Here is a 13,976-nt window from a genome sequence, read left to right on the forward strand (position 1 = left end):
TCCCGGCCGGGACCACATCTTCGACGACCTGGTCTACAACCGCGGCGCGATGACCCTGCACGCACTGCGCACGAAGATCGGCGACCGCGACTTCTTCCGGCTGCTCACGCTGTGGCCGGCGGCGCACCGGGACGGCAACGTCTCGACGCGGCAATTCATCCAGTTCGTCGAGCGGCTGACCCACCGCGATCTCGGCGCGTTCTTCCACACCTGGCTCTACCAGGCGGGCAAGCCGGCCCTCTGACGTGTGCGGGCGGTGGCCGCGCGCTTCCCGCCCGAGCGGGTGGCCTCGGCGTGCGGAGTGGCGCCGGACGAGATCCGCGAGCTGGGCGCGGCGCGGACCGCGGCGGTCTACGGCCGGCTGGGCACCAGCACCACCCGGTTCGGCACGGTGACCAGCTGGCTGATCGAGGTCGTGAACGCCTTGACGGGCAACCTCGACCGGCCGGGCGGCACCATGTTCGGCCGGGCTCCGCACTCGGTCCCGCGGCCGGCCGGGCCGTTCACGACCGGTCGTTGACACAGCCGCGTCCGCCGCCTTCCGGAGGTCTCGGGCGAGCTGCCCACGGCAACCCTGGTCGACGAGCTCGCGACCCCGGGCCCGGGGCAGGTCCGCGCGCTGATCTGGGTGGCCGAGCGAAGCTGCGATGATGGCCCGGCTGGTGCACATCGCCGCCGGCCGCGGGCTGCGGCCGTCCCGGCCGTGGTCGACGAAGCCGTCATCGATCGGGCGCTGCGCGCCGCGGCCGCCGTGCCGGGTTCGCCACTGGCCGGGCGGGAGACCGGCGAGCTGGCGCGGTTGACCGGGGCCGATTCGGTCGAGCGGCGGATCGATCTGATGCTGCGGCTGGGTCCGGCCGGTGATCTGCTGGGGGTGCGCCCCGGGCTGAACCTCGCGGTGCTGAAGGAGCATCCGCACGGCATCGATATCAACGCGCTGACCGACGAGCAGGAAGTCGATCCGTTCTCCGGTACCGCGGTGTTCAACGGAGTGCCGGTCGAATTGAGCCCGGTCGTCCCCGCCGAGGGCACGACATCCCCGAAATGACAAATCCACCAGAAGGCAGATAATTGCCGGGGAAGCAAATCCGACCCGGGGCATATCACCAGTTCGGCCGCAACAATTTTGACGAAGATCTCCGAACTTGACAGTGCCGGGACGCCTGCTTATCGTCGATCGCGTTCCCGCCGATCGATATCCGAAGGTGGTCATGATCGCGCCTCCAGAGCTGCCGAAATTCCGGCAGCAGTTGATTCTTGCCGTTCTCATGGTGTGTTCACTGCTGATTTGGCTGGACAACACCGTCCTCAGCATCACCCTGGAGACCCTCGCCGACCCCGTCCGCGGGCTGGGGGCCGGCCCGGCCGAGCTGCAGTGGGCCACGGGCGCCTACACCCTGGTCTTCGCCACCCTGATGTTCACCGCCGGCGCGCTGGGCGACAGTTTCGGCCACCGGAACGTGCTTGCGGTCGGCCTGGTGGTCTTCGGCGCGACTTCGATCTGGGCGGCGTACGCGGGCGACGCGGGCCAGCTGATCGCCGCCCGGGCCGGGATGGGCGTCGGCGCCGCCCTCATCATGCCGGCCAACTTCGCCATCCTGTTGTGGACTTTCACCGGGCCCGGACGGGCCACCGCGATCGCCATTTCCTCGACGTCCACCGGTGTCGGAATGGCCGCCGGACCGGTGCTGGCGGGGCTTCTGCTCAGCCATTTCTGGTGGGGTTCAGTCTTTCTCGTCAACGTCCCGATCGTCGTGCTGGCCCTGGCCGGGATCGTCCTGTTGGTTCCCAATTTCCGCAGCCCCACCGTGCGGCCGCTGGACCCGGCCGGAATAGCGTTGTCGATCAGCGGGCTCGCGGCGTTGACCTACGGCCTGATCCGGGCCGGGCAGGTGGACGATTGGAGCCGCTGGGACGTCTGGGGGCCGATTGCGGCCGGCCTTGTCCTGCTGGCCGTTTTCGTGCTCGTCGAATTGAAGGCCAAGGCGCCGAGTTTCGATCCGCGGCTGCTGGCGCAGCGCGCGTTCGGTGGCGGCAACGCGGCCATGGCGCTGTTGCTCTTTTCGGTGGCCGCCGTCACCTTCTACAACGCGTTCTACCTTCAGGGGGCCTTGGGCTTCTCGCCGATGAAGGCCGGCCTGGCCAACGTCCCGACCGCGGTCGGCGCGGTCGTGGGGGCGCCGCTGGGCGCACGCCTGGTCCGCCGGTGGGGGCTGCGGCCGGTCGCCCTGCCGGCGCTCGCGGTGGGGGCGTTCTCGATGGGCGCGGTCGGGTTCCTCCAGCTGGACACCCCGCTCGTCTGGATCGAGATCATGCTGCTGGTGCAGGGCCTTTCCGTCGGCATGGTGCTGGCCCCGGTGACCGGGGCGCTGATCAGCAGCCTGCCGCTGGAACAGTCCGGTGCCGGGTCGGCCGTCACCAACACGGCGCGGCAGGCCGGCAGCGTGATCGGGATCGCGGTGGGTGGCACGATCATGTCGATCGCCTACCGGGCCGCGATCGAACCCTCGGTGGGCGCGGTCCCACCGGGGCTGCGGGACAGCGTCCGGGTGTCCGCGGAACAGGCCCGGCACGTCGCCGCCACGCTCGACCGGCCCGCCCTGGCGCAGGCGGCCGACCAGGCGTTCATCCACTCGATGCACGTCGGCGCGGTCTGGATCACGCTCATCGGCCTCGTCGCGACCGCCGTGCTGGTGTTCGCCCTGCGGCCGGCCGCACGGCGCACGGGGCCGGCGGAGAAGCCGGCCGGGACCGAAGACCAGCCCGCGTTGGCCGGCCACTGACCCGCTGCCGCGGCTGTCGTGCGGGGTGAGGCGGGCGGGAACCCGCCTCACCCCGCACGATCAGCCGAGGGAAGTGAGCCAGCGGCCGAGGCGGGCGGCGGTCGCTGCCGCCTGTTCTTCGATGATCGAGAAGTGATCCGCCTCGATGTGCTCGATCGGCCCGCGGTGCTGCCAGGCCGGGACCGGGTCGACGTCCGCGAAGCCGTTCAGCGTGACCGTGGCCCGCAGGTTCAGCGTCGGCGCCGCGATCGGCTCGGCCGCGCGCTCCGGGTAGATCCGCACGTAGCCGCCCATGGCGACCAGCGCGTGGTCGTCGACCGGGGTCAGGGCGTTGCCGCGGGACAGGATCTCCCCCAGCGCTCCGGTGAGCACCAGGCGGTTGAGCTCGAGGTTTTCCGGGGCATACGTATCGATCATCGCGACGCCCGCGACTTCGGCGCCGTCGTCTTCGAGCTTCCGGGCGACGGCGTGGGCGAGTGCCCCACCGGCCGAATAGCCGACGAGCGCCACCGGGCTTCGCTCGAGTTCCGGTGCGACGGCCGCGGCGAGGCTCTCGACCGCCGCGGCCCAGGTCTCCGGCAGGTCGTCGCCCGCGCGCAGGCCGGGCAGGCGCAGCGCGCTGACCTGCCGCTCGCCGCCCAGTTCGCGGGCCAGGCGGGCGAACTGGTGCGGGCCCGATCCCGCCAGGAACGACGGGAGGCAGATCAGCGCCGGTGCCGTGGCGCCGCGCGCCAGGAGCTGCGCGGCCGGACGGTGCTGGGCGGCCTCGCCGGCGGGGTAGCTGGTCATCAGCGCCGAGCTCGCGGTCAGCAGGGGCATCGCCCCGGCCAGCTCACCCCGGCGGTGGGCCGCCGACACGAGTTCGGTGATCGTGCCGCGCACGCCCGCCGGTGCCTGTTCGACCACACCGGTGTCGGCTTCCTCGATCCGCGAGCGCACCAGTTTCGCCACGTCGGCGGCGGTCGGGTGGTCGAAGATCAGCGTCGACGGCAACGTCAGCCCGGTCAGCCTGCCGAGCCGGTTCCGGAACTCGACCGCGCCGAGGGAGTCGAAACCGAGCTCGGTGAACGGCGCGGCCGGGTCGATCGCGTCGCCGGACCGGTGGCCGAGGACCGCCGCCGCGACGGTGCGCACCTCGCGCAGGAGCACGCCGTCGCGGTCGGCGTCGGGCAGGGCGGCCAGCTGCTTGGCCAGGCTGACCTCGGCACTCGCGGTGGCCGGGGGCACCCGGATCAGGCCGCGCAGGACCGCGGGCAGGGTGCCGCCGCGCGCCAGGGCGGTGAGCGCCGCCGTGTCCAGCAGTGCCGTCACCGGGGTCGCCCGGCCGGTCGCGAGGGCGTGGTCGAACAACGCCATCCCGGCCTCCGGGTCGATCGGGACCAGGCCCAGCCGGGCCCGGATCTGCCGCGCGTACTGCTCGGCACCGTCCCCGGCGAGGGCCCCGGCCATGCCGACGGTCCACAGCCCCCAGGCCAGTGAGTGCGCCGGGAGACCCGCGCTGCGGCGCACGCGGGCCAGCGCGTCCAGCACGCTGTTCGCGGCGGCGTAGTTGCCCTGGCCCTGCCCGCCGAGCACCGGCGCCGCGGACGAGAACAGCACGAACGCCGCCAGGTCCCGGTCGCGGGTCAGCTCGTGCAGGTGCAGGGCCGCGTCGACCTTCGGGGCCAGCACGCGGGTCGTCCGCGCGGCGGTGAGGGTGTCGAGCGTGCCGTCGTCCAGGACACCCGCCGCGTGGACGACGGCGGTCAGCGGGGCGGCGGCGTCGATCCCGGCCAGCAGGGCCTCGACCGCCGCCCGTTCGGTGACGTCGCACGCCACGACCCGGACGTCGGCACCGAGCCCGGTCAGCTCGGCGACCAGTTCGGCGGCGCCGTCCGCGGCGGCCCCGCGGCGCGAGGCCAGCAGCAGCCGTCGTACGCCGTGGGCTTCGACCAGGTGCCGGGCGGTGATCGCGCCGATGCCGCCGGTGCCGCCGGTGATGAGCACCGTGCCGTCGCCGAACGACGGTGGCTCCCCCGGTTCGCCGGCCGGCAGCGGCCGCAACCGGGGGGCCAGGAGCCGGCCGTCGCGGACGGCCAGGTGCGGTTCGTCCCGGGCCACGGCGCCGGCGAGCGACTCGATCGGCAGGTCGTCGCCGTCGTGGTCGATGAGCAGGAACCGGCCCGGGTGCTCGGACTGCGCGCTGCGCACCAGGCCCGCCACGGCGGCGCCGGTCAGATCGGGTGCCTCGCCGGGTAGTCCGGCGGCCGCGCGCGTCACGATCGCGAGCCGGCCGGGGTGTCCGGCGCCGATCCAGTCCTGCAGCAGGGCGAGCGTCGTCAGCACACCGGCGTGGACGTCCGCCGCGCCGGTGCCGCGGGGTGCCGGCCACACCACTGTGCCGGAACCGTCTTGCAGCGCAGCGAGTTCCGCCGGGTCGTCGAGCGCGACGACGTGTCCCGCGTCCACTGTGGACACCGGCGGCACGGGAACCCACTCGAGGTCGTACAGCGGTGCCGCGCCCCGCAGCCGGGCCAGCGCCTGCCGTTCGATCGGGCGGACCCGCATCGACGCCACGCTCAGCACGAGGGCACCGGCCTCGTCGGCCGCGTCCACGCGCAGGGTGTCCGGTGCGGTGCGGGCGATGCGGACGCGCAAGGCACTCGCGCCGGACCGGGCGAGCTGGACGCCGTCGAAGGCGAACGGCAGCGGCAGCCCGCCGTCGGCGAGCCCGCCGACGGCCGCGTGGAACACCGCGTCCAGCAGCGCCGGATGCAGACCGAACGCGGCGGTGCCGGTGTCGAGCGCCAGGTCGGCGAACACCTCCTCGCCCCGCGACCACGCGGTGCGAACCCCCTGGAACGCCGGGCCGTACCCGAACCCGAGGTCGTCGAGCGCCCGGTACACCTGCGGCCCGTCGACCGGTTCGCCCGCCGGGGGCCACATCCGGGACCAGTCCGGCGTCCCGGCCGGCACGGCGGGCGTGAGCAGGCCACGGGCGTGCAGCACCCAGGTGTCGGCGGTGCGGGCGTGGACGGCGACGGTCCGGTGCCCGTCGGCGTCGGGTTCGCCCACGCCGAGCTGGATGTCCGCGGCACCGTCGGCCGTGAGGGCCAGCGGCGCCGCGAGCACCAGTTCCGCCAGGCGCGGCACGCCGAGCCGGGCGCCGGCGGCCAGGGCCAGTTCCACGAATCCGGTCCCCGGCACCAAGACCGTGCCGAAGACGGTGTGGTCGGCGAGCCACGGCTGCGCGCGCAGCGAAAGCCGGCCGGTGAACAGCCACTCGTCCTTACCGGCGAGCTGCACCTGGGCGTGCAGCAGCGGGTGGCCGGCGGAGTCGGCACCGGCGAGCGGCGCGGCGGTTTCCGCGGGCAGCAGCCAGAACCGTTCGTGCTGGAAGGGATAGGCAGGCAGGGTGACCCGCGCCTGCGGCCGCGCTCCGAAGAAGCCGGCCCACCGCACCGGACGGCCCGCGCCGTGCGCGGTGGCCAGCGCGGTGACCAGTTGCTCGGGTTCGCCGACCGTGCGCCGGGAGGTCGCGACCACCGTGGCGCTCGCGGCCGGGTCCGCCGCCAGCGTGGCGCGGGTCATGGTCGTCAGCACCGCGTCCGGGCCCACCTCGACGAACAGGCGGACCCCCGAATCGAGCAGGGACCGCACCGCCGGGGCGAAGCGCACGGCCTCGCGCACCTGCCGCACCCAGTACCCGGGCGTCGCCACCGAGTCGCCGAACGCGCCGGAAACCGTGGAGCACAACGGTATCCGTGGCTCGTGGTACGTCAGGCCGGCGGCGATCTCCGCGAACTCGACCAGCATCGGGTCCAGCAAGGCGGAGTGGAACGCGTGGCTGACCCGCAGCCTGCTGATTTTGACGCCCTCGGTCACCAACCTCGATTCGAGCGCCGACACCGCTTCGGCGGTTCCGGAGAAGACCACCGCGTCGGGCGCGTTCACCGCGGCCAGCGAGACCGTGCCGTCCGCGGCCAGTTCCCGCGCCCGCTCCTCCGGCACCGCGGCGGCCAGCATGCTTCCGCCGGCCGGCAGCGCCCCCATCAACCGGCCCCGGGCCGCGACGAGCTTGCACGCATCCGGCAGCGACCACACCCCGGCGACGTACGCCGCGGCCAGCTCGCCGATCGAATGCCCGGCGACCGCGTCCGGCGTCACGCCCAGCGACTCGAGGAGGCGGTACAGCGCCACCTCGAACGCGAACAACGCGGGCTGGGTGTATTCGGTGCGGTCCAGCAGCGTCCCGTCGGACATCACCGCACGCAGGGGTAGGTCGAACTCCGCGCAGACCTCGTCGAGCGCGGCCGCGAACACCGGGAACGCCCGGTACAGCCCGGCGCCCATCCCGATCCGCTGCGCGCCCTGCCCGGTGAACAGGAACGCGGTCGTGCCCGGCCGGCTGTCGGCGATCGGCTCGTCGTCGGCCAGGCGCGCCAGGCCCGCCAGCAGCGTCTCGCGGTCCGCGCCCACGACGGCGGCGCGCCGCTCGAGCCGCGCGCGGTGCAGCGCCAGTGTCGCCGCGACGTCGGCCAGGTCGAGCTCCGGGCGTTCGGTCAGCGCGTCGTGCAGACGGCGTGCCTGGGTCCGCAGCGCGGCCGTCGTCCGCGCGGACAGCAGCAACGGCAGGGCTGCCGGGCGCGGGAGATCGGCCGGCCGCGGCGGGACCGCGGGCGCCTCTTCGAGGATCACGTGCGCGTTGGTCCCGCTGATCCCGAACGACGACACGCCCGCCCGGCGCGGGCGTTCCCCGGCCGGCCACGGCTCGGCCTCGGTCAGGATCCGCACCGCGCCCGCCGCCCACTCGACGTGCGGCGACGGCGCGTCGACGTGCAACGTGGGCGGCAGCACCTCGTGCCGCAGCGCCTGCACCATCTTGATCACCCCGCCGACCCCGGCCGCCGCCTGCGTGTGGCCGATGTTCGACTTCAGCGACCCGATCCGCAGCGGCTCGGCGCGCTCCTGCCCGTAGGCGTTGATCAGCGCCTGCGCCTCGATCGGGTCGCCCAGCGTGGTGCCGGTGCCGTGTGCCTCCACCGCGTCCACCTCGGCCGCGGTCACCCGGGCGTTGGCCAGTGCCTGCGCGATCACCCGCTCCTGGGAGGGGCCGTTCGGGGCGGTCAAGCCGTTGCTCGCGCCGTCCTGGTTGATCGCGCTGCCGCGGATCACGGCCAGCACCGGACGCCCGTTGCGCCGCGCGTCGGACAGCCGCTCGAGGGCGAGCACGCCGACGCCTTCGGCCCACGAGACGCCGTCCGCGGTGCTCGAGAACGCCTTGCAGCGGCCGTCCGGGGACAGCGCCCGCTGCCGGGAGAACTCCAGGAACAGCAGCGGGGTCGCCATCACCGTCACCCCGCTGGCCAGTACCAGCGACGTCTCCCCCGCGCGCAGTGCCTGCACCGCCAGGTGCACGGCCACCAGCGACGACGAACACGCCGTGTCCACCGTCACCGCGGGGCCTTCCAGGCCGAGGGCGTAGGACACCCGGCCGGAGACGACGCTGCCGGCCGAGCCGGTCGCCAGATAGCCTTCCGCGGCGCCGTCGGCGGCCGCGCGCGCCGAGTAGCCGTAGTCCTGGTACATGACGCCCGCGTACACCCCGGTGTCGCTGCCCCGCAGTGACGCCGGATCGATCCCGGCGTCTTCGAGCGCTTCCCAGGACGTCTCGAGCAGCAACCGCTGCTGCGGGTCCATCGCCGCCGCCTCCCGGGGTCCGATGCCGAAGAAGGCGGCGTCGAAATCCCCGGCGGCCTCCAGGAATCCGCCTTCCCGGGTGTAGATCCGGCCGGGTTTGCCGGGCTCGGTGTCGTACAGGCGCTCGACGTCCCAGCCGCGGTCGCCCGGGATCGGGGTGATCGCGTCGACGCGCCCGGCGATCAGGTCCCAGAGCTGGTCGGGGTTCCCGGCGCCGCCCGGGTACCGGCAGCTCATGCCGACGATCGCGATCGGCTCGTCCGCCCCGGGTTTGGCCCTGGCAGCGGGGCGGGGTCGGACCGGCGCCGAACCGTCGACCCGGGTGCGCAGGAAGCCCGCCACCGCGGCGGGGGTCGGGTAGTCGAACACCAGCGTCGACGGCAGCTGGACCCCGGTGGCGGCGGTCACCTTGTTCCGGAACTCGACGCCGCCGAGCGAGTCGAAACCCAGTGCGGTGAACGGGGTTGCGGGGTCGACGGCGTCGGCCGACTCGTGGCCGAGAACCGCGGCGGCGATCGCGCGGACCTCGTCGCGGATCAGCGCCTCCCACTGGTCTTCGGGGGTGTCGAGCAACCGACGGCGCAACGGGCTGTCGGCGACCCGGCCGCGCGACGGGACGTGGATCAGGCCGCGCAGCACCGCGGGCAGCGTGCCGAGCCGGCCCAGCGCGGCGAGGGCGGGCGTGTCGAGCAACGCGGTCATCAGCAGCGGTTCGGCGGTGGAGAGCGCGTTGTCGAACAGCTGCATGCCGGTGTCCGGCTCGATCGGGGCCAGCCCGAGACGCGTGCGGATCTGCCGCACCAGGTGGTCACCGCCGGGGTCGTTCAACGCCTCGGCCATGCCGAGCTTCCACAGCCCCCAGGCCAGTGAATGCGCGGGCAGACCGGCGCTGCGGCGCGCCTGGGCGAGCGCGTCCATCGCCGCGTTCGCGGCCGCGTAGTTGCCCTGGCCCTGCCCGCCGAGCAGGGGCCCCGCGGAGGAGAAGAGCACGAACGCCGCGAGGTCCCGGTCGCGGGTGAGCTCGTGCAGGTGCCAGGCGGCGTCGACCTTCGGGGCGAGCACCCGGTCCACCTGCTCGGCGGTCAGGGTTTCGATGGTGCCGTCGTCGACGACGCCCGCGGTGTGCACGACCGCGGTCACCGGTTCGGCTTCCAGCAGCGCCGCGACGGCGGCACGATCGCTGACGTCGCACGCGGCGACCCGGACCTCGGCGCCCAGCGCGGTCAGCTCGGTGACCAGCTCCTCGACGCCGGGCGCGGCCGGGCCGCGGCGCGAGACGAGCAGCAGGCTGCGCACCCCGTGCCGGGCGACCAGGTGGCGTGCGGTGACGGCGCCCAGGCCGCCGGCGCCGCCGGTGACCAGCACCGGGCCGGCGCCGAAGGGCTCGCCGGCCGGTTCGGCGGCGGTCGTCCGGACCAGCCGCGGCGCCAGCGTGGCACTGTCGCGGATCGCGAGCTGCGGTTCGTCCGCGGCGATGGCGGCGGCGATCCGCTGGGGCAGGTCCGCGAGGTCTTCGACGACATCGACGTTCACGATGCGCCCCGGGTGTTCCGACTGCGCGCTGCGCACCAGGCCGCGGACGGCCGCGGCCGCGGGGTCCGGCGTCTCGCCGGGCAGCCCGGCGCCGTTGCGGGTCAGCACGACCAGCGTCGAGCCGGTGCAGCCCGGGTCGGCGAGCCAGTCGCGCAGTACCGCGAGGGCGTCGTGCACGGCGGCGCGGATGGCCGCCGGGACGTCGTCCGCCGAGGCCGTTTCGGGTGACCAGACGACAACCGCGCCTGCGTGGTCCCCGCCGCCCAGTGCGACCAGGCGCCGTTCCGGCACCGCGGAAACGGTCACCGGTGTCCACTCGAGTGCGTAGAGCGGGTTGCGGGCACCGGCGAGGGCGCGCGCGTCCGCGGGCCGGGCGAGCACGGCGTCGATCGACAGCACCGCGGCGCCGGTGTCGTCGCAGGCGTCGATGCGCACCTTCCCGGGGCCCGAGCGGCCGATGCGGGCGCGGACCGCGGTGACGCCGTACCGGAACACCCGGACCCCGGTGAAGGAGAACGGAAGCGGCAGCTTTCCGTCGGGCAGCTCGGCGGCGAGGCCGTCGAGGGCGGCGTGGAAGATCGCGTCCAGCAACGCCGGGTGCACGCCGAAGCCCGCGGCCGGCGCGTCGAGGGCCACCTCGGCGAACACGTCGTCACCACCGGCCCAGGCGTCCCGCACGCCCTGGAACGCCGGGCCGTAGCCGAAGCCCCGGTCGGCGAGCCGGTCGTACAGCCGCGTGCCGTCGATCGGCTCGGCGTCGGCCGGCGGCCATTCCGGGTCGGTCCAGGCCGGCCGCACGTCGTCGGCGGGGGCGAGGACGCCGGTGGCGTGCAGCGTCCAGTCCGGCTCGGGGACGGCCCGCGAGTGGATCGAGAGGCGGCGACGGCCGGTGTGGTCGGGCTCGGCCACCGACAGCTGCACGTCCACGGCCGCGGCACCGTCGAACGGCAGCGGCGCCGAGAGGACGAGTTCGTCCAGCACGGGGAGATCTAGGTGGCGGCCCGCGGCCAGCGCGAGGTCCACGAAGCCGGTGCCGGGCAGCAGCACGGTCCCGAACGCCGTGTGGTCGGCGAGCCACGGCTGGCCGGTGGCGGAAAGCCGGCTGCTAAACAGCCATTCGTCGCGGCCGGCGAGCGGTGCGGCGACGCGGAGCATCGGGTGGTCGAGCGCGGCGAGACCGGCGCTGCCCAGGTCACCGGGCACGCCGTCGCCGGGCTCCACCCAGTAGCGGCGGCGCTGGAAGGCGTAGCCGGGCAGGTCGAGGTGGGTGGCCGGCCTTGCCGGTGCCAGGGGCGTCCAGTCGACGGCAATGCCCGCGCAGTGGGCGGCGGCGAGCAACCGCAGGAACTGGTCCGCCTCGTCGACGTTGCGCCGGGACGCCGCCACGACCAGCGAGCCGGATGCCACGTCGTCGCCCAGGGTGTGACGGGTCAGCGCCGCCAGGACCGCGTCCGGGCCGACTTCGACGAACCGGCGCACGCCGGCGTCGGCGAGGGACCGCACCGCCGGGGCGAACCGGACGGCCTCGCGCACCTGCCACACCCAGTACTCCGGCGTCAGCAGCTCGGAACCGATCGGCGCACCGGACACCGTGGAGCACACCCCGATCCGCGGCGCCTGGTACGCCACCGATCGCGCGACCCGCTCGTACTCGGCGAGCATCGGCTCCACCAACGCCGAGTGGAAGGCGTGGCTGACCGTCAGCCGGGTCGTCTTGACCCCCTCGCCCTTCAGCCGGTCCTCCAGTGCAGCGATCGCCGCGGCCTCGCCCGAGAACACCGTCGCCGCGGGCGCGTTCACGGCCGCCAGCGAGACCGCCCCGTCCGCGGCCAGTTCCAGGGCCCGTTCCTCCGGCACCGCGGCGGCGAGCATCGCGCCCCCGGCCGGCAGCGCGCCCATCAACCGGCCGCGGGCGGCCACGAGCTTGCACGCGTCCGGCAGTGACCACACCCCGGCCACGTGAGCGGCGGCCAGCTCACCGATCGAATGCCCGGCCACCACGTCCGGGGTGACGCCGAACGACTCCAGGAGGCGGTACAGCGCCACCTCGAACGCGAACAGCGCCGGCTGGGTGTACTCGGTGCGATCCAGCAGAGTTTCGTCGGACATCACTTCACGCAGCGGCACCTCGAATTCCGCGCACACCTCGTCGAGGGCCGCGGCGAACACCGGGAACGCGGCCGCCAGCCCGGCGCCCATCCCGGCGCGTTGCGCGCCCTGGCCGGTGAACAGGAAGGCCGTCTCGCCGGCGGTCACGGCCCCGGTCACGACGTGCGGGGAGTCCGTACCCGCGGCCAGCGCCGTGAGGCCGGCGAGCAGCCCGGCCCGGTCGGCGCCGAGCACCGCGCCACGCCGGTCCAGCCGGGCGCGGGTGGTGGTCAGGGCGGCCGCGACGTCGGCGTCGGCGACCTCGGGGTGGGCGTCGAGCCAGGCCAGCAGCCGGCTCGCCTGGGCCTGGAGCGCGAGCTCGGACTTGGCCGACAGCACCCACGGCGCCGGCCGCGCCGGCGACGGGCCGGCGGCATCCGGTTCGGCGGCGCGCGGCGCCTCTTCGAGGATCACGTGCGCGTTGGTCCCGCTGATCCCGAAGGACGACACCCCGGTCCGGCGCGGACGGTCGAGCGCCGGCCATTCCCGGGCCCGCGTCAGCAGTTCCACCGTGCCCGCCGACCAGTCGACCTCGGGGGTCGGCTCGGCCACGTGCAGGGTCGAGGGCAGGACGCCGTGGCGCATCGCCAGGACCATCTTGATCACGCCCGCGACCCCCGCCGCGGCCTGCGTGTGCCCGATGTTCGACTTGACCGAGCCCAGCCACAGCGGGTGGTCCCGGCGGGCCTGGCCGTAGGCGGACAGCAGCGCCTGCGCCTCGATCGGATCACCCAGCCGCGTACCCGTGCCGTGCGCCTCCACCGCGTCCACTTCGGACGGTGCCAGCCGCGCGTCGGCCAGCGCGGCCCGGATGACCCGCTCCTGCGCGGGCCCGTTCGGCGCGGTCAGCTGGCTGCTCGCACCGTCCTGGTTGATCGCGCTGCCGCGGACCACGGCCAGTACCCGGTGCCCCTGGCGCTGCGCGTCCGACAGCCGTTCCAGCACCAGCACCCCGGCACCCTCGGCCCAGCCCGTGCCGTCCGCCGACGACGAGAACGCCTTGCAACGCCCGTCCGGCGACAACCCGCGCTGCCGGGAGAACTCCACGAACGTGCCCGGGGTCGCCATCACCGTGACGCCACCGGCCAGCGCCATCGAACACTCGCCCTGACGCAGCGATTGCGCAGCAAGGTGCAGCGCCACCAGCGAAGACGAACACGCGGTGTCGACCGTCACCGCCGGGCCCTCCAGCCCGAACGTGTAGGCCACCCGGCCGGACGCGATGCTGCCCGCGCTTCCGGTCAGCAGGTAGCCCTCGAAGCCCTCGGGCGGGTGGGGGCGGGAGCCGTAGTCGTCGTACATGACGCCCGCGTACACCCCGGTGCGGGTGCCCCGCAGCGTGGCCGGGTCGAGGCCGGCGTGCTCGAACGCGTCCCACGCCGTCTCCAGCAGCAACCGCTGCTGGGGGTCCATCGCCGCCGCCTCGCGCGGGCTGATGCCGAAGAACTCGGCGTCGAACCGGTCGGCGTCGTACAGGAACCCGCCTTCCCGGGTGTACGAGGTCCCGAGGTGGTCCGGGTCGGGATCGTAGAGCTCGTCCAGGTTCCAGCCACGGGACTCGGGGAAGGGCCCCACCGCGTCGCGCCCGGCGCCGACCAGCTCCCAGAACTCGTCCGGGGAGGCGACCCCGCCCGGCAGCCGGCAGGCCATGCCCACGATCGCGATCGGCTCGTGCGCGCGGTCCTCCAGGTCCTGGACCCGCTGGCGGCTCTCCCGCAGGTCGACCGTCGCCCGCTTGAGGTAATCGCGCAGTTTCTGCTCGTTGCTCATGTCTACCTGCCGAGTTCGTTGTCGAGGGCGGCGAAGAGGTCGTCGTCGGTGTCCAGGTCGAGC

The 13,976-nt window shown here is 74.4% G+C and carries 4 protein-coding genes and 1 pseudogene; 4 read left to right on the top strand and 1 reads right to left on the bottom strand.

Annotation, left to right across the window (positions count from 1 at the left end; all coding sequences use genetic code 11):
* The 4 genes from CCN39_RS20945 to CCN39_RS20960 form a co-directional block, all read left to right on the top strand.
* Positions 1 to 244, top strand: a 244-nt coding sequence (locus tag CCN39_RS20945; RefSeq protein ID WP_143264099.1) for a M1 family metallopeptidase, incomplete at its 5' end; no start/stop codon positions are given.
* A gap of 12 nt (positions 245 to 256) precedes the next feature.
* Positions 257 to 520 (top strand): hypothetical protein, encoded by a 264-nt coding sequence (locus CCN39_RS20950; protein WP_086844470.1) that lies wholly within the window; start codon positions 257 to 259, stop codon positions 518 to 520.
* 183 nt (positions 521 to 703) lie between these two features.
* Entirely contained in the window at positions 704 to 1,048 is a 345-nt protein-coding gene (locus CCN39_RS20955; RefSeq protein ID WP_086844472.1) for a hypothetical protein, read from the top strand.
* A gap of 103 nt (positions 1,049 to 1,151) precedes the next feature.
* Positions 1,152 to 2,783, top strand: coding sequence for an MFS transporter (locus CCN39_RS20960; protein ID WP_244210904.1), 1,632 nt, complete (start codon positions 1,152 to 1,154; stop codon positions 2,781 to 2,783).
* Between the two features lie 60 nt (positions 2,784 to 2,843).
* Here the strand turns inward: CCN39_RS20960 and CCN39_RS51815 are convergent.
* Positions 2,844 to 13,913: pseudogene (locus tag CCN39_RS51815) on the bottom strand (SDR family NAD(P)-dependent oxidoreductase); the annotation flags it as partial.
* Positions 13,914 to 13,976 lie beyond the last annotated feature (63 nt).

It is taken from the genome of Amycolatopsis kentuckyensis (assembly GCF_002155975.1).
In the GTDB taxonomy this organism is placed as follows: Bacteria; Actinomycetota; Actinomycetes; order Mycobacteriales; family Pseudonocardiaceae; genus Amycolatopsis; species Amycolatopsis kentuckyensis.